17 protein-coding genes are annotated in these 26,101 nt (G+C 41.6%); 9 read left to right on the forward strand and 8 right to left on the reverse strand.

The features are described 5' to 3' along the window. The first annotated feature begins 411 nt into the window (after positions 1–411). From ACN5NT_RS07070 to ACN5NT_RS07095, 6 genes are all read left to right on the forward strand, one after another. Entirely contained in the window at positions 412–1,230 is an 819-nt protein-coding gene (locus ACN5NT_RS07070; RefSeq protein ID WP_419174968.1) for an ABC transporter permease, read from the forward strand. Then, complete coding sequence (locus ACN5NT_RS07075; RefSeq protein ID WP_419174969.1) at positions 1,220–2,575, forward strand: ABC transporter ATP-binding protein; 1,356 nt, start codon at positions 1,220–1,222, stop codon at positions 2,573–2,575. The genes ACN5NT_RS07070 and ACN5NT_RS07075 overlap by 11 nt, the downstream gene beginning before the upstream one ends. Before the next feature lie 507 nt (positions 2,576–3,082). Further along, entirely contained in the window at positions 3,083–5,152 is a 2,070-nt protein-coding gene (locus tag ACN5NT_RS07080) for a rhamnan synthesis F family protein (protein ID WP_419174970.1), read from the forward strand. 45 nt (positions 5,153–5,197) lie between these two features. After that, positions 5,198–6,064, forward strand: a complete 867-nt coding sequence (locus tag ACN5NT_RS07085) for a hypothetical protein (RefSeq protein ID WP_419174971.1) — start codon at positions 5,198–5,200, stop codon at positions 6,062–6,064. A 114-nt stretch (positions 6,065–6,178) separates the two neighbouring features. Next, positions 6,179–10,261 carry a glycosyltransferase gene (locus ACN5NT_RS07090; protein ID WP_419174972.1) on the forward strand — a complete coding sequence of 1,361 codons (4,083 nt, stop codon included), beginning with the start codon at positions 6,179–6,181 and terminating at the stop codon, positions 10,259–10,261. Between the two features lie 128 nt (positions 10,262–10,389). Beyond that, the gene (locus ACN5NT_RS07095; protein ID WP_167495813.1) at positions 10,390–10,977 is read left to right on the forward strand and encodes an IS30 family transposase; all 588 of its coding nucleotides are present in this window, start codon (positions 10,390–10,392) and stop codon (positions 10,975–10,977) included. Positions 10,978–11,563: 586 nt separating this feature from the next. Here ACN5NT_RS07095 and ACN5NT_RS07100 read toward each other — a convergent pair. From ACN5NT_RS07100 to rffA, 6 genes are all read right to left on the reverse strand, one after another. After that, positions 11,564–12,955 (reverse strand): hypothetical protein, encoded by a 1,392-nt coding sequence (locus tag ACN5NT_RS07100; RefSeq protein ID WP_136799867.1) that lies wholly within the window; start codon positions 12,953–12,955, stop codon positions 11,564–11,566. Between the two features lie 73 nt (positions 12,956–13,028). Further along, positions 13,029–13,586, reverse strand: coding sequence for a DapH/DapD/GlmU-related protein (locus ACN5NT_RS07105; RefSeq protein ID WP_419174973.1), 558 nt, complete (start codon positions 13,584–13,586; stop codon positions 13,029–13,031). Positions 13,587–13,955: 369 nt separating this feature from the next. Further along, positions 13,956–14,321 (reverse strand): hypothetical protein, encoded by a 366-nt coding sequence (locus ACN5NT_RS07110; protein WP_136799865.1) that lies wholly within the window; start codon positions 14,319–14,321, stop codon positions 13,956–13,958. Positions 14,322–14,327: 6 nt separating this feature from the next. Further along, positions 14,328–15,080, reverse strand: a complete 753-nt coding sequence (locus ACN5NT_RS07115; RefSeq protein ID WP_419174974.1) for a sulfotransferase family protein — start codon at positions 15,078–15,080, stop codon at positions 14,328–14,330. Continuing rightward, positions 15,073–15,999 (reverse strand): glycosyltransferase, encoded by a 927-nt coding sequence (locus ACN5NT_RS07120; RefSeq protein WP_136799863.1) that lies wholly within the window; start codon positions 15,997–15,999, stop codon positions 15,073–15,075. The genes ACN5NT_RS07115 and ACN5NT_RS07120 overlap by 8 nt, the downstream gene beginning before the upstream one ends. Positions 16,000–16,059: 60 nt before the next feature. Beyond that, positions 16,060–17,253 carry a dTDP-4-amino-4,6-dideoxygalactose transaminase gene (gene rffA / locus ACN5NT_RS07125; protein WP_136799862.1) on the reverse strand — a complete coding sequence of 398 codons (1,194 nt, stop codon included), beginning with the start codon at positions 17,251–17,253 and terminating at the stop codon, positions 16,060–16,062. 795 nt (positions 17,254–18,048) lie between these two features. Between rffA and ACN5NT_RS07130 the strand changes: the two genes are divergently transcribed. From ACN5NT_RS07130 to ACN5NT_RS07140, 3 genes are all read left to right on the forward strand, one after another. Continuing rightward, entirely contained in the window at positions 18,049–18,981 is a 933-nt protein-coding gene (locus tag ACN5NT_RS07130) for a lysophospholipid acyltransferase family protein (protein WP_419174975.1), read from the forward strand. 229 nt (positions 18,982–19,210) lie between these two features. Then, the gene (msbA, locus tag ACN5NT_RS07135; RefSeq protein ID WP_419174976.1) at positions 19,211–20,938 is read left to right on the forward strand and encodes a lipid A export permease/ATP-binding protein MsbA; all 1,728 of its coding nucleotides are present in this window, start codon (positions 19,211–19,213) and stop codon (positions 20,936–20,938) included. A gap of 137 nt (positions 20,939–21,075) precedes the next feature. Next, positions 21,076–22,281, forward strand: coding sequence for an O-antigen ligase family protein (locus ACN5NT_RS07140; RefSeq protein WP_136799859.1), 1,206 nt, complete (start codon positions 21,076–21,078; stop codon positions 22,279–22,281). Between the two features lie 48 nt (positions 22,282–22,329). Here the strand turns inward: ACN5NT_RS07140 and ACN5NT_RS07145 are convergent, their stop codons facing one another. Then, the gene (locus ACN5NT_RS07145; protein ID WP_419174977.1) at positions 22,330–24,135 is read right to left on the reverse strand and encodes a two-component system sensor histidine kinase NtrB; all 1,806 of its coding nucleotides are present in this window, start codon (positions 24,133–24,135) and stop codon (positions 22,330–22,332) included. A 12-nt stretch (positions 24,136–24,147) separates the two neighbouring features. Next, positions 24,148–25,839 carry a DUF6909 family protein gene (locus ACN5NT_RS07150; protein WP_136799857.1) on the reverse strand — a complete coding sequence of 564 codons (1,692 nt, stop codon included), beginning with the start codon at positions 25,837–25,839 and terminating at the stop codon, positions 24,148–24,150. Positions 25,840–26,101 lie beyond the last annotated feature (262 nt).

Genomic DNA, 26,101 nt, shown 5'->3' on the forward strand with positions numbered 1-26,101 from the left:
AATTGAAAATTTTTGTTTCACACTTTTCAGCTTACAGCATATTACAACCCGACTGTTTTTCTCTTTCTTATATATATCAGGGTATTTCAGCACTTTGCCCTCATCTTTACACTAAAAACTATCTGGGTTTTCCATGCATTCAGGAGAATTAAACAAATCCCAAAAGATCCCTCATTCACCAAACGGGTTGGAGTCCCACAGTTTAGTCGCATCCTAGCATCAAGTTGCTACTGAAAATTTGTATCAATAGTATGAATTTCAGAGAAATATCTTTACCTGCACTGCTTTTATGGGTTAGGATTTATCCAGTCTACTGGTTCAGAATTGCCACACTGACCCGTTCAGGCAGTAACAATAACTCAATCTATAATTCGACTCACCATAGACTTACAGCTCGAACAAAGCGAACATATGCAACATTTTCCAATGACACCCAAAGAGATGGTCATCAGCCCATGGCGTAACCGCTATCTGCTGAAAAAGGCCATTCAACGGGAAATAAACGGGCGATACAGAGGCTCCATTTTAGGAATACTCTGGTCATTCTTTACGCCCTTGCTCATGCTCAGCGTCTATACTTTTGTGTTCAGCGTGGTATTCAAGGCAAGATGGAGCGGCGGATCTGGTTCAAAAACAGAATTCGCCCTGATACTTTTTTCAGGACTTATGGTGTTCAACCTCTTTGCAGAGTGCGTGAACCGAGCGCCCACGATGATTTTGGGACATAGCGATTATGTAAAACGGGTGATTTATCCGCTTGAGATCCTGCCGTTGGTAACCATGGGTTCAGCAATATTTCAGACTACCATCAGCTTAGGTGTATGGTTATTGGCCTACGTTGTCCTTTTTGGTATCCCCCAAGTGACGGTATTTTTACTACCCCTGGTACTAATGCCACTGATCTTTCTCACATTAGGAATATGCTGGTGGCTGGCGGCCCTGGGAGTATATTTACGCGATGTATCACAAATCATAGGTATCATCACAACAGCAATGCTGTTTTTATCTCCGATTTTCTATTCAGCATCACGGTTGCCGGAAAACTATCAAAAGATTCTGAAACTGAACCCGCTGACCCTGATAATTGAACACACACGTGGCATCCTGCTTTGGGGGAGATTACCAGACTCAATCACTCTGATCATCCAATATATCCTGACCATTTCAATCTGCTACATGGGATTTGCCTGGTTCCAGAAAACTCGAAAAGGGTTCGCCGATGTCCTGTGAAGTCCCAATTCTGATCAAAGATCTATCAAAATGCTATCAGATCTATGACAGACCTCATCATAGGCTATTGCAGATGATTCACCGCGGGCATCGTCAGTACTACCACGAATTCTGGGCATTAAAAAACTTATCGATGAACGTTGAGAGAGGAGAAACAGTTGGAATAATTGGTCGAAATGGTGCAGGTAAGTCAACGCTGTTGAAAATGATATGCGGTACTCTAAACCCGACTAAAGGTACCATTAAGACAAATGGTAGAATAGCAGCAATTCTCGAACTTGGTACGGGCTTTAATCCTGAATTCACAGGCAGGGAAAATGTCTACCTTAAAGCTTCGATCCTTGGGTTAAAAAACAAAGAGATTGATGATCGTTTCGGCTCCATCGCAGATTTCGCAGAGATAGGCGACTTTATCGATCAACCTGTACGCACTTACTCTAGCGGAATGCTGGTCCGCCTGGCATTTGCAGTCTCAGTAAACGTTGACCCAGAAATTCTCATTGTCGATGAGGCTCTCTCTGTAGGAGATGAACGTTTCCAGAGAAAATGCTTTTCGAGAATTGAGTCGATACGAAACAGCGGTGCAACCATCCTCTTCGTATCACACTCCGGCTCCACGGTAATCCAACTCTGCGACCGAGCCATTCTTCTGGAAGACGGTGCAAAGCTTGCTGAGGGCATGCCTAAAAAAATATACGGCTATTACCAAAAATTGCTGTATGCCCCTGATGACAAAAAAGACTTTGTTAAATTAAGCATAGTAGCCGATGAGCCATTACCAGCAGTTATAGAATCTGACCAGAAGGGGACAGAAGTAAATACACAAGCCCCAGATCGACAACAACAAGATGCTGAAAACTTCAACCCGGATCTGGTCCCTACCAGTACTATCGAATATGAGTCTTGCGGTGCTGTGATTTACAACCCGCAAATACTCACTTTAAGTGGCAAGATCGTTAACAATCTTGTTCGTTCAAAACGTTATATTTACAACTACGCTGTCGATTTTACAGAAGATGTTCAAAACGTACGTTTTGGCATGTTAATAAAAACCAAAACAGGTGTAGAACTCGGTGGCGCGACCTCTGCCTGTTCACTCCATGAAATGGTGGAGTTCATTCCTGCTGGAACGAAATATTCGGTGCAGTTCAATTTCCGCTGCGCACTTAATGAAGGTACGTATTTTCTCAACGCGGGAGTTATAGGCGAAATTTCAGGTGTTGAAACTGTTTTACACCGTTTGCTTGACCTGGCAATGTTCAAGGTTCAGCCTGAACCGAAACGCCTGACAACTGCCATTATCGACTTTGATTGCAAACCTGATTTTTCGATTCTTAAAAACTAACGCCACATGAATAAGATAAATCATCTAGACAACCAACAACTACAGGATGAATTAACATCATTACGTGCATTTAAGGAACAGGTGCGAGGTTCCAGGTCATGGAGGTTCACTTCACCATTGCGGCACCTAGCTAGGAAGCTTACTCGTTTAGGTTCCATACCTGATATCACCTCCCGACTGCAGGACATAACAACTCAATCTAACCTCCAGAGGTCCTTTGATCCGCTTTTTTATAAACGCGCTTATCCTGAATCATCAAAAGATCCTCGCAAACATTACCTAACGTACGGTCTGTCTTCAGGAAAACCGGGCACAGCCCCGGTGCTAATAACAGAAAAGCAGATAACTCTGCTCGATTCAACCAAGCAGACTGTCCTCCTGGTTGTGCATGACTCAGATCATTCAGGCACTCCGGTTCTTACCTATAATATTGCCAGGCATCTGCGAACTCAGTTCAACGTAATCCTACTTCCGCTTCATGGAGGTAAGCTGATACCTGCATTCTCCATGTCCGCAGATGTATGCATTGAGCCATTCCCCGATGGTTACAATGAAAATGTTGCCTCAGCTGTTCTCGATGATTTCCTGGCCAGAGGCTTAATCGATTTTGCTATTGTAAACAGTATCGTTTCAAGATCAGTTCTTCGCATACTCGCCGAGCATTACATCCCGTCTGTATGTCTGATCCACGAATTTCCAACATATATCCGGCCTAAAAATGCATCATTGCAGGTACAGCTATGGGCCACCAGAACAATTTACTCTGCGAGACTGGTTTACGAAAACACTGCTGAGCAGTGTCCTGAATTGAAAGAGTCAAACGCACTTATCATCCCTCAGGGAAAGTGTTCTCCGCCTGAAAATGACACACATTCAGGATCGCTATCTGATCCTCTAGCTACTATTGAGGATGCACTTGACCTTCTAAAGTCTTACCAATTACCTGATGGTGCCATACTCATCATTGGCGTAGGTACCGTTGAGTTTCGCAAAGGGGTCGACCTATTTATAGATTGCGCCAGTCGACTACTTCATGCTTGTACTGATCTTCCCCTGCTTTTTGCATGGATTGGGCCCGGCTATGATCCTGAATCAGACCTGAATTATTCAACCTTTCTAAAAGATCAGATACATAGACTCGGCTTGACCGATAAATTCGTTTTTACCGGACATATCCAACAAATAGGTAAAATTTACGAAATGGCAGATGTGCTCTTTTTAAGCTCTCGTCTCGACCCATTACCTAACACCGCTATAGAAGCTATGAGTTCAGGTGTGCCTGTTGTATGTTTTCAGAACGCCTCTGGAATAGCCGATGTTCTCACCGACTTTAACATGGATCGCGAATGTGTCGTTCCTTATCTTAGAACCGATCTGGCAGCTCAAAAAATTGCCGCGCTATGCAACAAAACCGCACTTAGGGCTTATGTAGGGAACACTCTTAAAAAGCAGGCCTCCAGCACTTTTGATATGGGTAAGTACTCAGGGCAACTTGCAGATATTGCGCTTAACTGCACCCAAACAGTCAATAAAGAAAAGGAAGAGTGTCTTCGTCTCATCAACAGTGACCTTATTGATCTCTCTTTTTTACCCCCCCCTACTTTGGGTCCGCTTACTCAGCAACAGGCCGCCCGCTTATTCGTGCGCTCATGGCGAAGCGGTGTGCAGCGCAGAAAACCTTTTCCAGGCTTCCATCCCGGGATCTATGCCGAACTAAATGATGTCGATTTATCCAGCTCAAACCCCCTCATTCACTTTATTGATGCAGGCAGACCAAAAGGCCGTTGGCTATCCCGGCTGATTAGTCCCTCAAAAAATAGCTGTTTTGAAAATCCTGAACTGAATAGCCAGCTAAAGATAGGCCTCCATATCCATTGCTATTACCCTGAATTACTTTCGGGCTTGATTGAGCAAATTAGCAGGCAACCACTCAAGCAATTCGACCTGCTTGTAAGTACGACGACTGACGATGGCTTCCGCCTAGCTAAAAAGGTGACTGACTCCTGGCAATCAGGCAAAGCAATCTGCCGTAAAGTCCCTAATAAAGGTCGTGATATCGGTCCATTTTTAACTGAGTTCGGCGACAGAATCGTCAACGATTACGATATAATTGGCCATTTCCATACAAAAAAAAGCCTTGCTGTTGCTGATAATGGGGTAGTTCAGTTCTGGGTTGATTATCTGCTAGAACATCTGATTGGCGCAAATCATCATATGATACCGACAATCCTTGATGCTTTTGCGAGAAGCCCAAAGCTTGGACTCGTCTTCCCCGAAGATCCATACATTGTCGGGTGGTCAGCCAATCATCCCACAGCCAGACAATTAGCCGAAGAACTGGGAATTGAAGATATAGGTTACAAATTCTTTAACTTCCCGGTCGGCAACATGTTTTGGGCTCGCCCGGAGGCTTTGTCATCACTATTTCTGCGCAACTTTCAATGGGATGATTACCCGGAGGAGCCATTAGCTAACGATGGCTCCCTCCTTCACGCCCTTGAGAGGATGATCCCATTAATAGTACAAAAGCACGGATTTCGACACGCCTTGACCTATATACCAGGAATGACGAGGTAATATAATACGACAACTGCACTGCTCTGTATAAACTATAGGAATAGAATGCAGCTATTTTCAAAAATACGCGACCAGTTCATCAAACCCAAAGAGCACTTGGACATCACCATTGTTGGCAGCTGCCTATCAAATTTTGTTGTTTCGAGCTATCTCGAAAATCATCTTCCACCGAACCTGTCAATTCGCCGCCTAACAAGTGCCTTACAATTGCGTACTGATATTATTCTTGAGTTACTGGAACACAAAGGCATGGACATCGACCTCGTTGAACATTATCTCAAAGCCGGAAAGTGGGGAAAAAGTGCTACCCAACACAAATATGCCCAATGGTTCTCTTCATTCGTCCTTGAAAAATGTCTAGAGTCAAGAAACATCCATGACGATTGTCCTGATCTGCTGATCATGGATTCTCTTTGTGATATTCGCCATAGTCTTTATGCCCATCGCAGTAAAGGCTGGAAAGCATTTTTTGGTAATATTCAATTCAGTGACGCCTCAGTAGAAAAAAACTTTACAAATGAATTCTGCCACATCGGCCTGCTTCCTGCTGATGAGCAACTCAAAAAACTAATCAGGCTAGTAATGCACTTCAAAAAAAGAAACTCAAGCCTAAGAGTTGTTTATATGCATTTCCCTTTAAATCCTAATTATGTAGATCAGAAGTGGATAGCCCGCAGCTCTCATTTCGAGATGTTACTCAATGTCTTTTTGGAAAGAGATAAGCATAAGGATATTCTCTCAATTTCTGTTCCTGAAAAGTTGAATATCCCAGTGACTGACCCTGAACATCCAAATTACAGCCCCCAGATATGGAATCATTTTTACCCGGAAACATATAATTTTTTCGCGGAGCATATCTCACACTTTATACTTAATAGAAAACCTATGTTCAAGCCATCAGGCACAAATTAACACTGTGATCCCAGACTACAATCGGTTTCGTTTATATCGCATACTTTTTCTTATGTATGCATAGGCTTAACATTATTATCCCAAAATATCTCAACCGGAAAACAGGCTATTCTCATGAAAAAATGTCTCTTAATCCTTGGTATGCATCGTAGTGGAACTTCTGCTTTTACCGGTACACTTAATAACCTTGGGGTTAATCTCGGAAAAAATCTGATGCCTTCGAAACCTGACAATCCCAAAGGTTTTTTTGAGAATCGCATAGTCCACGATATAAACAATGACATTTTTACCCTCTTGAATTCTCATTGGAGCGATATTTTCCCCCTTTCCGAAAAATGGTGGGAATCACCTATCATCAGACCTTTTCATCGTAGAATTTCATCATTTATTAATAACGAATTCAATGACAACGCCATATTTGCACTGAAAGATCCCCGGCTATGCCGTTTGGCACCAATCTGGATTCAGGTTCTAAAAGAAAATAATATCGAACCGTTTTTTGTATTAATCGCACGCAACCCGGCAGAAGTTGCTGCTTCTTTGAAAGAACGGAACGATATGGCGCCTGAGGTTGCAATGCATTTATGGTTCAGACATGTACTTGAAGCCGAATTCCAGACGAGAGATCATCATAGAGGATTTGTATCTTTCGAAAAACTTATAGAACAACCTAACACTTCTGTTCTCGGTACCATTAAACAACTCAGACTAGAATCAGATATCGATACCACTCCACTTGTTCAGGCCGAAACCAATTTTATAGATAAAAGCATGCGTCACCATGTCATCACTAATTCTGATGATTCCACCTTCAAACTTGCTGCAACTTGCTATAAGATCTTACAATCTCTATCTGAAAACATCTTGGCACCAATAACCATCCATGAAAAGTTCGACGAAATTCGAAACGAATACCAAAATCTATTCGATATTTTTCTCAGTGAAGAGATGTGCGATTTAGCAAAAATGCGATCCATAATAACTACTTGTGGTGAAGAAATTTCACATCTCAAACAGCGACACAAGGAAGAACTGAAGCTCGTTCAGGATAAAGCAGACCAGGAACTTGAAGTTCTTCATGAACAATATGAAGGCAAGATGAAAGGTGCTCTATTCACGTTGAAGTGTCAAAATGAATTCGCTGCTACAGAATCTCAGAAACTAATCAATAAATTGAAAACTGAAAACGAACTGCTCAAAGCACATCTCAGTCACTCACAAACAACTGTTGAGCAGATGCAGGAAACCCTGGGTTGGCAATTAGCAGATAAAACAAGGGCAGTAGCCCATAAACTTTTACCCCCTGATTCTCTGCGAAGACGCGCTGGTCGGGTATCAGTGCGCAGCGCAAAAGTTCTGATACAAGAGGGGCCAAAATCTTTGCTGCAAAAAAGTGGCAATAAAATAATCGGTTCAAAGTTATCATTTCAAGATACTCTACTTGAATCGTTAAATATAAACCCTGATTCCGAAAATTCATTACATTTTAAGGAGAATGATAACGTACAAGCCAGCATTATTATTCCAGTCTACAATAACTGGTCATACACCTGGAAATGTCTTCTCTCAATTTACCACCGTACCGAAGGGAATTACGAGATTATCATTGTTGATAACGGCTCAACAGATGAGACACCGAAAAGATTGGCTAAATGTACCGGGATTACGGTAATAACCAACTCAACCAACGAGGTATTTGTTACCGGATGCAATCAGGGCGCTGAGGCGGCTAATGGTGAATACCTAATTTTCTTAAATAATGATACAGAAGTGACTATTGGTTGGCTACAGGCACTGCTGGCCCCCTTTAGTGACCCGAAAACTGGAATCGTTGGCGGACGCTTACTGTATCCGGACGGTAGCTTACAAGAAGCTGGAAATATTGTATGGAGTGACGGTAATGGCTGGAATTATGGCCATGGAGACGATCCTTACCTACCTCAATACTCCTATCGTAAAGAAGTCGATTACTGTTCAGGTGCCTGCCTTGCTATTCCACAAAATCTTTGGCAAAAACTTGGCGGATTGGATATTCGTTATCGTCCTGCATACTATGAAGACACCGATCTTTGTTTTAGTGCCAGGAAATATGGCTATAAAGTAATTTACCAGCCAGAGGCGCAGGTAATTCATCACGGAGGGGCCTCCGCAGGTACTAATACAAGTCAAGGTTACAAAAAGTACCAGGAGATCAACAAAGCGAAGTTCCAGCACAAGTGGAAGCACACCTTAACAAGAGATCATTATTCCGATCCCAGTATGCTGTACCTGGCAAGAGAGCGTGGAGCAGAGAAGAGAATTTTAATTATTGACCATTATGCACCGACCTTCGATAAAGACTCAGGTTCTCTCAGAATGTTCAGCCTGATTCAAATCTTTCAAGAACTGGGCTTTAAGGTGCTTTTCTGGCCTGACAATCGGGAGTATGACAAGAGATATACCCTTGAACTTCAGAGGTTGGGAGTAGAAGTGTTTTTTGGTGATACCACCTTCGAGCAATTCATTATCGAATATGGCAAATACCTGGACGTCGTCCTCCTTTCAAGACCATATATCGCTAAGAATTACATCCATCTAGTTAAAACCAACTCGAATGCCATCACCATCTTCGATACTGTTGACCTTCATTATCTTAGGGAAGAGAGGAAGGCAAAGCTTATAGTAGAACAATGGAAAAACCTGGAATTCTATTTGGCAAATGAAACTGATGCAACTCTTGTTGTTAGCCCAACTGAAAAAGAGATACTTAGCCAGGAAGAATTTATCGATAAAGTGCACATTGTCAGCAACGTTCATCAACTTCAAGATTGCAACAATAACTTCATAGACCGCACCGGATTGATGTTCATAGGTGGTTTTAATCATCCACCAAACGAAGATGGAATACTGTGGTTCGTGAATGCTGTTTTACCATTAATCAAGAGAAAACTTCCAGGCATTCACTTAACAATCGTTGGCAGCAATCCATCTCAGGAATTACAAAATCTCCAAAATCAGACCATTGATGTAACTGGTTATGTAGAGGATGTGAGTACATATTTTGAAGATGCTCGGGTCTTCGTGTGCCCTTTGAGGTATGGAGCAGGAGTCAAGGGAAAATTGGGGCAAAGTATTAGCTATGGGTTACCTGTAGTAACAACATCTGTTGGCGCTGAAGGCATGGGACTGTCACATGGAGTCAATGCCTTGATAGCAGACCAAGCAGAAGATTTCGCACAAAACGTAATCGAACTTTATACAGACGCGAACACATGGCAAAAGATATCAAATAATAGCAGGAAGGTTATAGAGGAAAATTTCTCTATACCTGTGATAAAAAATTCACTAATTAATATTTTCGACCAAAATAAAAGTGACAACAAACCAAGGTATATTTTATTACATTGTCATCTTTTTAAAAATGCAGGAACAACATTTGATTGGAGTCTTCACAGATTTTTTGGCGCGAAGTTTTACGAACATCATGATGATGAACAGATGAAACGTGGACGCAAGTATCTCGGACCATTCCTCAAAGAGAATAAGGGTATATCTGCGCTTACCAGTCATCATGTTACATTTCCGTTACCAACCGAAGAAAGTCTTCATTTGATACCTGCGATTATATTTCGCCATCCCATAGACAGGATTGGCTCCGTCTACTCATTTGAGAGACAGCAATTTTCAAACACTCCAGGTGCTAAGAAAGCAAAAGAGTTGTCTTTCAAAGACTATGTAGGATGGAGGTTATTAAAAAATACAGGCGCAACGATACGAAATTACCAAACAAGGTATTTTATTGAAGAAGACTCAGCAGATTTAACACAGTATCATTTCGAGGTCGCTCTCGATGAAATAGAAAAGATACCTTTGATTGGTGTTGTTGAACGCTATGATGAAACCATGGTTGTGTTTGAACATTATCTTGATCATTTTTTCCCACATATAGATTTATCCTACATAAGGCAGAATGTTTCAAACAGCAGAGATAACGTCATAACAAAGCGTATAGCAACGATAAAAACAAGCCTTGGGCCGCAGTTATTTGAAAAAGTTATTGAAAGTAATGGTTATGATTTGAAAATACATGATATCGCCAACCGGAAACTCGATTGTCAAATTAGTCAAATTACCAATTTTGAAAAGAAATTATCAGACTTCAAAGATCGATGCCGGATGCTGCAACTTTCTGCAAACTCATCTGTTGATAAAAATTAGATTACTCATTGATTATTTATCTGAAAGACAGCTGGATTAGTACAATAAGTGCAACACACTGAATATGGAAAAGTGAGTGAGTTGAAGGTATGGTGTCAGCTCCTACACTTAACCAACGCCAGGATTGCATGAAACAACATAAACACCACCGACAACCAACTCTTGAACAAAGATACCAGATTTCAAGACTTCGTAAAGCAGGTATGAGTCTCAGAGCTATAGCCGATGAGGTTGGAATCAGTTGCAGCACAGTAATCAGAGAACTTAGCAAGAACTCTACTGCTGATGGCTATAACGCTGATGCTGCGCAAATATCAACCAATAAAAGACGATCAGAAAGCCATAAACACAACAAACGATCTCCTGAAACTGATCGTATTATTTCTGAATCTTTATCGCTTGGCTTGTCTCCTGAAGCAATCAGTCAGAGGACGAAAGTTGAATTGTCGCCTGAATCGGTCCTATGCCATGGCACTATCTACACAAGTATTTATAACAATAAAGCGCGTGGAGGGAGGTTATTCAGTCGACTGCCAAGGCATGTTAAAAAACGTTGGAAAGGCGGTAAGAGAAGACACATGGCGGGAGCTTCGTTGATACCTCAACAACAAGATATTTCAAAAAGACATACAATTTTGGACAAACGCAGTCGTATAGGTGACTGGGAAGACGACACTGGCCTCGGCAAGAAGGGTTTACCTGGTGACACTCCTTGATCGAATCAACAGGTTCACATTTGTTCTACGAGTTTCTAAGAAAACTAAAAATTAGGCGGCCTCAGCAATGGCAGCGTTGTTGAGCAGAGTGCAGGAGGTCCGCACAATAACCCTTGACCACTGTTCGGAATGTGCATTCATTCAACCGCTTCCGTAGCGGCGGGGGCGGGAACTATTTTTCCAAAAAAAAGCGAGTTGGTAGCGTGGACCTAATAAAAACTCAAATAGCAGGATTAGGCGCTTCTGGCCCAAGGGATTTGATATCTCAACTCCGTCTGAGCAGGAAATAGAGGATAGGATTTTACTGTTAAACCTAACACCGAGAAAGGTACTTGGAGGGCGAACTCCCCTGGAAACCTTCTCAGGTAACAGTGTTGCACTTATTACTTAAATCCAGCCCATTCGCTGATTTGTTAAAATCAGCCTGACAAGCAAGGTAAAGCAAGAGTTTCACCACAACTTGCATTGTGGAATTAACTATGAGACAGCAGTGAGAGAATATATTAGGGACTCTATTCCTGCTGGGTATGATATTCATGCCTGGCAAATTTCGCCCGTCGAAATACTCTAATCTAGCCAGAAAATATTATCTTACCAGATGACCTTCATCCTTATTAAAAAGGGAGAGGTTATTATTCTTCAAAAAAACTAGGTCATCATAAGCGTTATTGTATCCATAGACTCTATGATATTTCTCAAAGGGTATTTGACCAGCAGCTTGCCGATACAGTTTATCCGTATATATTTCTCTAGACCTATTCACGTATTTCAAACCTTTCCAGCGATCAACAACAAAATTCCCTTCTATTGAAATACACACTAACAGTACAATCACTTTTGTCATATTTAACACGACTGCTTTCCTATCAGAACTCAATGCAGCTACAATCCAAACTAACCCTATACCCGCTAACTGATAAGCTATAAAGTATCGATGAGGAACACTATTCCATCTAGCACCTGATTCCGGCAGATATCTATTCCAACAACAAGCCAAGTAAAATAGTGAAGAAAAAACTATCAAACACAATGGAAAAACATCATATCTCCACATTTTTCTTATTACATACAATACAACATAATACAAGTAAACAACAAGAAGGCAAATACCAACTATAGAGGATAATTTCAATGTATTTGCATTATATTTCATGATCGGAATAAATGAAGAAGTAACACTGATAAGGGTGGTTGTAATGAAATTCTCAATATTTTGGGAAAAACCTTCAATCGCTTGTATTATTGATATTCTATTTCGTGATTGATAATATGAAATATTCTTCAATAACGAAATAGCCACCATTAAAACTAGACCTTGTATCAGCCACAATGCTAGCATAAACCTTTCCCTATGAGATAGGTAAAATATCACTGTCAAAAACAAGGTGGAACATATAGCCAATATAGCAATATCCTTATTAAGGACAATGAATATTGTTGCATAGGCAGCGAAAACAGACAGCAAATAGCCCACGTCATTTTGCCCATAATAGCGATTAATCACCTTACTAAAAATCAGGAAATATATAATAGCAAGAAAGTAATGAATATTCGCAGTGGCCAATATTGACCACGTAAACTGTGATGAAGTTGCGAAGCTGAGAGACAGAAGTAGGACCACAATTGTCCAGCACAAACTGACTTTTTTTTGCGACTTTATGAAATTATACATCAAGACAATAGAAATAATAATTCTGAATATAATGCCGCAAATCAACTCGTATTTAAAATTCAAATCTAAAAATTTAGCATTGACAAATAGCAAAACTACTCGTAAGGGATTTGGATGCAAAGGCCCCCATAACATCCCAATTTCATAATCCCCCGCATACAAGGGTTCCAAATGCAATCTAATATAACGCCAAGAATCACCAATCGGATAGGGGTGATCTACAAAAGACACATATAACAGCAAGTGCAAATGTAAAATCACTAGTATTAAGCATGCGAGTAATATTTTATAATTGTAATTTTTCATTAATTTTTCTTAGCGATTATATGTATATAATTATCAAAATCACATATAATAAAAATATATAAAAACAGATTTATTACCCCGTAAACATACTATAATTATGTTTAATTACTCGCGCGGGGACGCCGACAGCAATACTATTTGAAGGTATACTTTTTGATACGACACTACCAGCTCCTACAACACAGTTGTCACCTATTATTACTCCTGGAAGCACGGTAGTATTACCTCCTAACCAAACATTTTTTCCTACAATTATGTCACCACCAGTTGGTATCTTAAAATTGGCAACATCATGCCCTGAGGCAAAAAAACATACATTCGGTCCTAGATAAACATCATTACCGATTTTAATCATATTTCCACTCTTATAAGCAGGAAAAAATTGACCACCTCGATTTATTGACACATTACTGCCTATCTCAACTAACCATGGGAATTTAATAAATATATTGTAGTCAAAAACGACCTTTTCACCGCATTTTTTGACCATATGCTTATAAATCACATTCCGAATAAATGGTGGCATAAAGTCCAAGACAAACTGAAACCAAAACAAAATATATGTAAACATTTGGTTAACAAACCGCATACGAGATTGATCTTTATAAATACAATCTTTGAATGATTCCATCATAAGCACCTAATGCATTCTTTTCATGACAAATTCTAGACATTAAACATTATTATACCAACAATAATAATAGATATTGCTATGCGTTGTTTCATTGATATAACTTCTTTAAGGAAATAATTTGATAACAACAGAACCAGTACATGAGTCAAAGCCGTGCTCATATACACAAACGACAAGGGAAGATTGATCAATGAAAAGTAACTAAAAAAAGGTACTAGCAAAAACAGTATAAGAGCGCCTATTAAAAAGATACTGGAAGACTTAACGTGGTACATCCTGAATAACAATTGAGCCATCGATGTAGAAATTATAGCTAGAGTCAAGAATAAATATGATGAGACACTTGATATGTGCATATATTTTCACCTAATCATACAGAACTTCCATCTTTTTTCCAACTCCTATAAGCAAAACTACACCTAGCGTTATCAAACCAGTACCCATAATTTCATTAAACCCTATCTGATCCCCATAATAAACAGAAACCACTAGTATTACTGGAAAAAATACACTTGATAAAGGGTAGGAATAGGAAAGTTGATAACGTTTATGTATAGCCGACCACAAAAATAGGCGAGCAATATTTATTATTAATACTGAAAATACAATAGTTATTTTTCCCGGAATTACAGAATACCTGAAACTAGTCGCTTCCTTTAGCAATATTGCGCTAATAACACTTAATATCACTGCAATAATCACCAAAATTAAAGCAAGAATATTTTTCCCCATTCCACGCTACCGCCACATCGAAGTATCTATTCCATACTTGCATTCCAATCCTTTATTACTCACCATGAAAATCTCATCTAATCTAGATTTAAGATTTTGATTTAACATTACATTATACCCTTTGCTCCTAGCGGGATTTACTATCTCATTTATATGGGGTGAAGAATATGAACCATCCACCCCAATCCTTTTGTACAAATTGGATATTTCTTCCTTGTCACCAACCATTTTTTCAAAAACTATAAATATCATATTATCCTTACCAAATACTTGTTCCCAAATGGGTAAATATTTAACATAATGTCCTCTTTCTGTGTACGCATAGGGATTTACTGATATATTTAATTTTCTCCAATGCTTCGAACGTGCCTCCTCACATTTTATTGCATTTTCAAAACTTAAAGATTCAAGGCCATTATTTACGGTAAATTGGTAATTAGATATTGCCCTCTCAATAGGATCTCTTAGTGACACGATTATCAAGCAATTAGGGATAACAGCTTTAATGGCCCTAGCGGCCGCAACCTTTTCAATATACGATGTACTTTTTTCACCAAGCAACTGATATTTATTAGAACTCATAAAATATCGCTTATAATAAGCGCTATACCCATTAATAATATTTGCTTGATCTATAAAATATTTCGGTTCAGGCTTAACCGGTTTGGCCATAAACACTTCAGGGTGAGAATCAAGGATCTTATATAAATACGTTGTGCCAGATCGTTGCGCCCCAATTATAACAAAATGCCTATGCATTTATGGACTCTTTGACATGATAACTAGCTCCTCTGCTAGTTTGATTAATCAATCTTATCAAATACTCTCCTAACATTCCAATAACTAAAAGAGTAATACCATTAAAAAATGATAACAACACCACTACGGTTGCCCACCCTGCAACAGACGTACCTAAAAACATTGCTTTTAATAAGTAAAAACCTGCAAGGAGAAAGCATATAAATGAAAATGCAAATCCAAGTCCAGTTACAAAACGAAGTGGATAAGAGGAATAATTAAACAAAATCCTCATAAGCAGTTTTATTATTTTAACTGCATTATAACCGCTTTTACCATTACCCCTAGGGTGGTGTTCCACTTCTGTGTTTCCAGGGTTAGCTGAGAACATTATTGTCAATCCAGGAATATATGGATATGCAGTATGGTATTCACATATCCTTTCAACGACATCTCTCCTGATAACTCTAAAGTTTGTTATGGTAACATTACTTGGCTTATTAAATAATTTTTGATTCAGGTAATTAACGAACCTTGTACCAATTTTTCGATGTAAAGCATGCATTTTTTTATTGAATTTTCCAAAGACCACATCATGGCAATTATCGTCATGAATTTTATTTATTAATTTAGATATTTCACTTGGTGGATTTTGTAAATCATCATCCATTGTAATCAAGTAATCCCCATTCGACTCTTTAAATCCACAAAAATTCGCTGTATGTTGACCGTAATTTTTTAGTAAATCAAATACCTTAACCCTTTCATCCATTAATGCTTTTTGCTTTAGCACATTCCAACTACCATCGGTACTCCCATCATTGACTAGAATAATTTCGAAATCCAAAAGATTAGAGTCAAAAAATAGAATTGTTTCATCTATTGTTTTACCAACGATTTTTTCACTATTATATACCGGTATCACAACACTATATTTCATGACTTTATAAATGGATTTAATTAATATTAGAAATATATACTTATTTTGCCCAATGAATTCTTAATTTACTCCATTGATTATACTTGCAGGGACCTTCGGTAATCTACGTATCAACTTTCTAATATTTTTATGTAGCGACAATATGATTTTTTCCTGTTGCCACTCTTTAATTCCCACCCAAAGAGGCAACCGGAGAACCTTACTTGAGTAATAATCTGTTAGGACAAGTTTTCCTCCACATCTTCCTAACTTTCTTCCAGCTGGACTAGAGTGCAGGGGTACATAATGAAATACCACCCCTATCCCTTCTTTCCTTAATTCAGATATCAATTTCTGCCTGTTAATAATTGGAGCAAGAAGAATGTAATACATATGTGCATTATGCTCGCATTCTCGAGGAACAATAGGTCTTCGTAGCAACCCATCTTTTTCCATACTTTTTAGCCCTTCATGATACAGATTCCAGCTAGCCAATCTATTCTTAGTTATAGATTCAGCTTCTTCCAACTGCGCCCATAAAAACGCGGCAATAAGTTCACCAGGCAAAAAAGACGAGCCACAATCCTGCCAAGTGTACTTATCAACATCACCTCTGAAAAACTGACTTCTATTTGTTCCTTTCTCTCGGATTATCTCAGCACGGGCAATCATGCTTTGATCATTTACCAACAGTGCCCCCCCCTCACCCGAGATGACATTTTTCGTTTCGTGAAAACTGAACGCCCCGAGATCCCCAAAGGTTCCCAGTGCTCTGCCTTTATACTTGGCCATCACGCCTTGAGCCGCATCTTCGATAACTTTCAAATTATACCGGTCTGCTATCTCTAGAATGGTGTCCATCTCACAAGCGACGCCCGCATAATGTACCGGCACTATCGCCTTTGTCCTTGGTGTGATAGCATCTTCGATTAGCCGTTCATCGATATTTAGCGTATCTTCACGTATATCGACAAACACAGGTACTGCCCGGCGTAGTACGAAGGCATTCGCTGTTGATACAAAAGTATATGAAGGCATTATCACTTCGTCTCCCTCATCTAATTCCAATAACAACGCAGCCATCTCTAGAGCTGCTGTACATGAGTGAGTTAGTAATGCCTTTCTAGTTCCTGTTAATCTTTCCAACCAGGAATGACATTTTTCTGTGAAGGGCCCATCTCCCGCAAGCTTTCCATTAAAATGACATTCGGCTATATAAAATAGCTCCTTCCCTGTCATGTAAGGCCAATTAAAAGGGATTGCGTTATCAGACATAAGAGCTATTCCTTTAAGTAGTCAATACTTCAAACGTATATCTCCTTATTACCCCAGCCCATGCTGTCCTAACTGTCACCAATTCGAAGCAGTTATTGGCGGTACTTTCCTGCATTTCCCTATGATATTTTCTTGAAATTGCGTTATCCAATTGCTAAAAGACGCCAATGTCACCTAGACCGTTTTGAGTTAGGCAAAAAACGTAATTACTCATAATTCTTATCTGAGCAATTGATTTCATAACTCTTTACAGTGAAGAGAACTGATCCTGTAGGCATAGAAGCACTCGATTGCAACTAACCTCACTCAACAGGAATAAATTAGATACAAACCATTATGTAATTCGTTCATCACCTTGGGGTTGGGGTCGATAGCTGATGCCAGTTCAATCGGCTAAAATTTTATACCTGAGATTCAGCGACTCCAAATTTGCCTAACAAAATTCTTGCACAGAAAATCTATATTTGGAAGTATTTTCAATACAAAATGTCATAATCAGATGAAGATAGCAGATATACAGCTACTTTGTGATTTCTCAATCATGGTTGCCATGATAAACATCTAACACAATCATGGATTTAATCTTACAATGCGATATTACAACTCAAGTTCAATACGCCAAACTCTAAGGAGGGCGTATTCACTACCCTCCCCCTCTTTGCTCTTGCCCTTTGAAATTACCACACTATACTAGCCATTCATCTGCAACGAGCACGGAAAACGCACCTAGTGCGCTGTTAGATCTAACAAAATGGTAGGCGGATAGCCAACCCAGCATCAACCAAAAAGGGAAGAATGAGTATCTCACTTAAACATCGTATCGAATATGGCACACTCCGCTCGATAATCTTCATCATCAACCTTCTTCCCGTGCCAGTTATTCTTGGTTTTTCTGGTCTGCTTGGCCGACTTGCCTGGATTATTTACCCCTTTCGTCTCGACGTAGCCTACAAAAACCTCTCAACGATTCTCCCTGGTCAACCAAAGAAAGACAGGATGGGGATATTACGAAGGACATACATCCAGTTCGCTCAGACCTTTGGCCTGATATTCATTCTCCACAGAAAAAAGATGATGGAGCAGATTGCCAACGCTGAAATCAGTGGTCTTGATAAGGTTGAGAAGGCCCTTGCACAGGGTAAAGGTGCAATACTGACCACCTACCACGGTTGTTGGTTCGAAGCATATTTCGCCTGGTTTAATAAAACGAATTTGCCAACTACTCTGATTTATCAAAAGCAGAGTAACCCCCTTTCGGACCAATACTTTGTTAGGCAGCGTACCAGATATGGCAACGCTTTGCATCATCTAGATAGTGCTTCAGGCATGAAAGCCTACGAAGAAGCCCTGGCCAAAAATCATTTGCTGATTGTCAGTCTCGATCAGCGCTACAGCGCCAAGGGTACAGACGTCCTCTTCTTCGACACTCCGCTCAAGTGCGCTAAAGGTACTGCTGTTCTGCATATGCGGACCAAGGCCCCGGTACTGACAAGCGTCTACTATATGAAGAATGGTAAGCTTCACATCGATTTCGACTCTGTTGATTTGCCCGATTATACGGAGATAAGTGAAGACGCTATCCAGGATCTCACCACCCGTGCCATCAGCAAGTATGAAATGCACATCCGCAATTACCCTGAACAATGGTTCAGCCTTTTTCACAAACTCTGGACGAAAAAGGGTTATGACAAGGTCAGTAGAAATTTTCGGGATCTCATTTTTTCTTAACCCTAAAACTATATCAAGGCAACATTTCACTCCACCTTGATTTTACGGTACAATACCGTGATGCGACACTGGGATATATCGCATATCATACTCCTTTCTGCAAAATACAGCTTTGGGATTCTGCTGAAGTGGTGTAATACTAAGCGATTTTCCAATCGCTGTTTGGCCGTAGCTGAAGCAATTGCCGGTCATTAAAAAGCGAGAATTCTTAATATAATTCACATAACACATGTCTAATAAAGAAATTCTCAAGAAACTGTATCAAGTAATACGTCCCTATCGAGTTCAGCTGGCAGTGGCAATGGTCACCATGATCTTCTTTGCCTCTTCCACAGCCGGGCAAGCGTATATCCTGAAACCAGTAATCGACCAGATTTTTGTCGAAAAGGACCTCTCTGCTCTCGCAATGTTGCCTTTCGGTATAATCGGCATCTTTCTCCTGAAATCGATTACCTATTATATTTACACATTCCTGCTGGAGAGAGTTGGTCAGTCTGTCATTCGCGACATGCGAATTCGAGTCTTTCACCATATCCACCAGCAGCCTGTCTCTTTTTATAACGACTACTCGACCGGTACTCTGATTTCGCGAGTCATATCTGATGTCTCTCTCATGCAGCAGGCTGTATCCAATGCCCTCGTGAGCTGTATCAGGGATACCTTTTCTGTAATATTTCTCATCGGCTTAGTCTTCTTCCTGAACTGGCGCCTCTCCCTGGTCATCTTTATTATCCTGCCTATTGCCGCAACGGCCATAGTGAAGTTTGGTAAAATTTTCAGAAAACTCAGTCGACGTTCCCAGGAAGAGACAGCAAAGGTTTCAGACAGACTTTATGAATCCATTACCGGCAACCGAATTGTAAAGGCCTTTACCCGCGAAGATTACGAAGATCAGCGCTTTGGCAACCAGATTAACACCCTTTTCAACATCACCATTAAGGATGCAAAGTATCGTACTATGCAGCATCCGATCATGGAACTGATTGGCGGTCTGGCCATCTCTCTCATTATCTGGTTTGGTGGTAAGGAAGTCATCCAGGGGACCGCAACACCTGGTACCTTTTTTGCCTTTATCACTGCACTTATTGCCGCCTATGAGCCGATTAAAGGTATCAGCAATATCAATCCTGCTATTCAAAGAGGACTTGCTGCCTCAACCAGGGTTTTTGAGTTGCTGGATATAGAACCTGCCATTAAAGACAAACCGGGCGCTCAAGAGCTGAAACCGTTTACCAATTCCATCGATTTTAAAGATGTCAACTTCAGCTACGAAGATGGTACCCAGGTTATCCAGGGGTTGAACCTCACGGTACCCAAAGGTGAGGCCCTGGCTATTGTTGGTTCAAGCGGTGGCGGCAAGACCACTCTTACCAACCTGATCCCACGCTTTTTAGATATAAACGAAGGGCAGATCCAGATAGATGGCGTAAATATACAGGATGTAACCTTATCATCCCTGCGCCGGCAAATAGCCATGGTTACCCAGCAGACCATTCTCTTTAATGACACTGTCCGCAACAATATTGCCTATGGTGATCTTGATGCTTCCGAGGAAGATATTCGCCGGGCAGCGTCTGCCGCCCATGCCCTTGACTTTATAAATAAACTACCAAATGGTCTTGATACTCTCATTGGAGAAGGCGGTGCCCGTCTCTCCGGTGGAGAACGTCAGCGTCTTTCTATCGCACGTGCAATTCTAAAGAATGCTCCTATACTCATTCTCGACGAAGCAACCTCCGCCCTTGACACCGAATCTGAGCGAGAGGTTCAAAAGGCTCTAGAAAACCTGATGAAGGATAAGACCACATTTGTCATTGCACATCGTTTATCTACTATAATAAACTGTGATAGAATCATAGTTGTAAAGGGTGGTAAAATAGTTGAGCAGGGATCACATAACCAACTTCTGGAGCTGAACGGCGAATACGAAACCCTATACAATATGCAATACACCTAGCCCCAATCTCCCACGAGATTGTAATCTCAACAGGGGCTGGCAAACAACCTTTGTCACAATAAACACGTTTCCTTCTGTGATATTTGCTGGATGATCCAGTTTTATCGCAGAAGGCATGCTGCAGTCAGCCGACCGCTATGACAAGAATGAAGCAATTCAGGAATGTTACTAGTATCGCCGGACAATACTCAGTCGTTGCGGCCTGTTTCGCAATACCGCTCTCAACTTCGGCCATGGGGCTGTTTGCCGGCCTGGCCCTGATCTTCTGGCTTCTTTCCGGTTGCATAACAACTCTGCCAAGAGATCTCATCCGCAACCCGGTAATACTAACCGCCACCGCGTTGTTCTTTTTACTGGCCGTTAGTACACTCTACTCTTCAGCATCGCTATCAACCAGTCTGGACGCCTTGATGAAATACAGGGAGTTGCTCTACCTCCCTGTGGTATTCGCTCTGCTGAACCAGCAAAGCCGATACGCAATATTAGCGAAAAACGCATTCATCGCAGGCTGCATCATACTTCTCTTCATTTCGTATGGAATGTATTTGTCGCTCATCCCCACACATAAATTCGGATATTCCCTGCTCTTTCACATTACCCACAGCTTTTTCATGGCAATCCTGGGGTTCTTTGCCCTGCACAATGCCTTCGACTCAAAACGCTACCGTATAGTATGGCTTATCGTATTCGCTTTAACGGCGTTCAATATAATTCAGGTAGCACCGGGAAGAACCGGCATGGTAACCTTTATCGCGCTGACCTTTCTGACTTTCGTCCAACGCATTTCTTCCCATCATCTGGTTCTGGCAACACTTGCGACTTTGGTCTTTTTTTCCACGGCATTTCTTTATTCGGACAATTTCTCATCCAGAACACAGATCGCTGTGGCAGAAATTCAGAATTACACACCACAAAAATCACGAACCTCGATAGGTCAACGCTTTGACTGGTGGTTTAACAGTTTGGAAATGATTAAAACATCACCGCTATTCGGTCATGGTGTAGGATCTTTCGCCGTAGAACAGGCGAAACTCATTAAAGGCAAGCGTACCACCCCAACAGAAAACCCCCATAACGAATATCTTCTCCTTGGCAGCCAAATCGGTACAGTTGGTGTCGCTCTCTATATTATGCTGCTATCTTCCCTGCTCTATGGCGCCCGCAATCTTCCTGCACGACAGAAATACCTTCTTCAGGGTGTAGTTCTTGCCATGGCAATTGGATGCCTGATGAACTCGTTCCTATATGACTCACACCAGGGACACTTTTTTGCTCTTCTCTCTGGATTATTTCTGGCACAGACTTCCAGCAAAGTCCCCATTGAGAACACTCATCATCCTTGAGAACATCTGTTTTTACCTTAATACCTGTTATTTACATTCTCTATTCGATCAGTCGTTTTTAAAAGGAAAGAACAGTTTGACGCATGTACCCTCCCCTTCACCACTGCTCATGGTGATAGTGCCACCGTGCTCCTCAACAATTTTTGCAGAAAGCGCGAGTCCGAGTCCGGTCCCATCACTTTTTGTTGTAAAATAGGGATCAAAGACTTTTGACAGGTTTTCTTCAGCTACCCCGATACCACTATCTTCTATTTCACAACCAACCCCGGCAGCCTCAGTCGCCATGGTAATCGTCAACTCACCACCATCGGGCATAGCCTGGATCGCGTTCAGAAGCAGATTTAAAAATACCTGATTGATTTTGTCTTCATCCAGCTTGATCAAATCACCAGATTCGGGCAAGTCGGTGGTAAGCTTTATGGACATTGCTTCCGCATCAACAGCGACCAGGCTAATAGCCTTGTTAAGAACATCTGATAACCTGACTGCAGTGAACTGTAATTGACCAGGTCGTGCGTAGTCGAGTAGTTCACCAATGCTGCGATTCAACCGTTCGACTTCCTGCACCAGAATGTCTGCGGTCTCCTTGCCCCTCTCATCTTCAGGTACTTTCCCCTTCAATAACAGCGCAAGACCTTTGATAGAACTCAACGGGTTTCGGAGTTCGTGGGCAACGCCTGCCGCCATCTTGCCAAGGGCTGCGAGCCGCTCAGTTCTGCGCAACTCACCTTCCAGCTTCCGCAACTCACTGATATCCTGCAGGAGCAGCACATCACCGGAAAATTCACCCTGGGAATCAGCAACTGTAAGCGCGGTCAGAAGGAGAGCTCTCTTTTGCCCATCTGCAAATTGGATTTCCCGCTCAGCTGATCTCGCCCCAAGGTGTGAATCTTCGCCAGAGTGTTCAAGAAAATTCTGGTAAAGTTCCTCTGGCAGAACCTGCTCAATTTTTCTATTCAACAAGCTCTCTGCTTTGATGCCGGAGATACGCTCTGCAGCCTCATTAACAATCTGCACATCACCGTCCGAATTTGTGGCAATCAGGCCTATCGGCAATGATCCTACGAGCATATCATTAAAAGCCCGAACTCTTTGCAGTCTGTTTTGAGTCCCCCTGAATCCTTGCAGGGTAAGCAGTGAAAGCCAACCACCAACACCGACAAGCAACAGCACAACCGAAAGAATGACGATCTGCCAAAGCTGGCGGGCAACAGCGTTATCAAAAGTTTCCAGATCGAGCTCAACGACTATGGCAAATCCCTTATTCACCGCACCGGGCAACGCCGGAGTTCTGTCAGCGTCATTCCCTCCTCTATGCATATGGGCCGGCATACGCATGTTTTGTGGGTTCCCTGGAAAAGCTCCCCGTAATCTCGGAGTGAATACCCTGGCAATTTGGAATCCCTGTTTGGAACCTTCACGGTGCATACGAAAAACATAGTCGCCGCCTATACTTTTCTGCACAAATTCCTCTAGATCCGTGTCATATTTGCGACCAACACGCTTGGAATCCGTTGCGGCCAATACTACACCACTGGAGTCGAGCAGCTCGACAAAATGAATGTCACTCTGCTCCTGAAGTTGGTTGATTACCTCCTGGACATGATCCACCCAATCAACTGCTGATTGGGTGGACATATCCCTCCTGCCCTGCCAGCCTGCACGCATTGAAACGCGCACACCGGTATCGAGAAAACGTATAACCGACAAGCCCTTCTGCACCAGGGCTTCGGTCATGAGCTCTTTTTCGCGATTATAATTAGTCACCGCGAAAGCACCGATAATAAAGGTCAGCAAGGTACAGGCAGCAGCCAGTATCCAGGGGCTGACGCTGGCAAGATGTCTTTTCATCATCAAAAACTCCGACTACTCATCTGAATAGTTCAATATTTTCTGCAGAATAACTTTTGAAATCATATAGGTCGGTACTACTCCTTCATCCCCCATAGGGCCTGAAGCAAGAGTCTGCCCACTAACAAGTGGGTTATCTGACGCATAGTAGGCATACCTGGTTTTCATGTCACCGGTAATATGCCCTTGAATTATCGCAGCACTTATTGCCCTTTGATAATGCCCGCCCTCCATCTCAAGCCCTATGGCTTTCCAGCTTGAGGCATGAAACCTTTCTAGGACATCACGGTTCTGCAGGGAGGTACCGAGGACAGTCACCATTGGCCCTGAAAATACACTTACCCCATTTTCAAAATCACCTATCTCCAGATCGTTGTTCACTATGTAATTGTGCGGGGTACCTTCCATAACATGAGCGGTCGCCAACATTATGTCGCCCTTTTTTCCCGGCAGAATTCCGGCTTTCCCCATAATGGAGATAGACTCAACATTAAAAGTGATCATCTGGTCATCAAGGTGGCACGGACAAAGCAACTCATCCATAACCTCGAAAGCCTGGGTACCAAAAGCGTAGTCCATCACCACCACCACAGGCTTTTGTTCCTTAATCAGGTGCACATTCACCTTCAGGCATGGATGCATTGCAGATTCATCAATGAGCGAGGTGTCTATTATGTGTACGTCGATGTTAGAACCAGAATGATCTTCATGGACATAGAAACCATGATTTTCAGCATAACTCTCGACCTCTTCCTCCCGGTCTCTCAGCAACTTTACCGTCTGATACAAATCAGAGGGCAATTCCTTGCCTTCTTCCTTCAGCGCACCAGGACCATAAACCACGTTTCGTATTGAATGCATATTGGCGCTGATCACGTGCAAGGGCCTGTCCTTAAAACCAAGTTCAAACAGACGCTCCTTCAATGATTGTGCCCAGATAGTGGCATATTTATGCTGACCGATAACCTCTCGCAAAGACGGGGTAAAATATACTGAAAGTTCGCTATTCTGATGATTCTCTTCGTCAATTACCCTCTTTCCGATGGTGTATATAATTTTAAAGAGGCCGTTATTGCTTTGATATCTATCTTTATTGCGATTCAGATACTCATAGGTATCCCGTGTTTCTTTATAAGTTCGGCCTAAAATAATAGAGAGATTCCAGATTGCCTGGTCAAGTTCACCACCTGTCATTTTTCGGTTTTCGAGCACAATCTTCTCAAGCTCTTTCCATTCCGAAGTAGTGCCTTCGAGTCGGTTGCATGCCTGGTGGTATATCTTATGCGCTTCGATATTTAGGAATGTAATGTGAGTCAGGATGTCATATATTTCACTCAACCCCCTGGTTATGACAAAGCACATCTCAGTGTCAGAAACTGCATAGGATACTCGCCTTCTCTTTAAGGGCACTATCCTGGTAAAAGCTGTATCGTGAAAATCTTCCTGGGCAGTTAAGATGAGCTTCGTACATTGCTCAATCCCACAGGGCATACGATCAATTACATATTCAAGCCCCTTCAGTTCAACAATTCGTGGATCCGTCATCGAGCCATAAATTTCCGGGCTCAACATTTTCAAGGCTTCGGCCAGCTTTTCTCCAGCTTTGCCTGATGGGGTATATGAGCCTTGAAGAATCAGTGAATCTGCAATGGTTTTAAAGGTACGGATAGCGGTACGTGCTATATGTGATTTTGAAGGTTCCTGCATTGGCATCACCTGTTTACTAAGCGAGTTGACCTATTCAGCGGCTGCCATTCCAATAATGGAACTAAAAGAATAGTTCCCACGGCAACCTCCTTAATTCTTTCTGGAATTGATCATACCAGTTCAGTTACTATTTTCTGAACTATTTTTCCTGGAAAAGGAGTGCATTGGGCGCAAAAAAAACAGGAAACGAACGAGACAGAACACGGATTGCCAACGATACAACCTGAAACACGCTTGCAATCGCAGTCTATGGGAAGAGAAG

The sequence above is a fragment of the Desulfosediminicola sp. genome, assembly GCF_048381775.1.
In the GTDB taxonomy this organism is placed as follows: Bacteria; Desulfobacterota; Desulfobulbia; order Desulfobulbales; family Desulfocapsaceae; genus Desulfopila; species Desulfopila ganghwensis.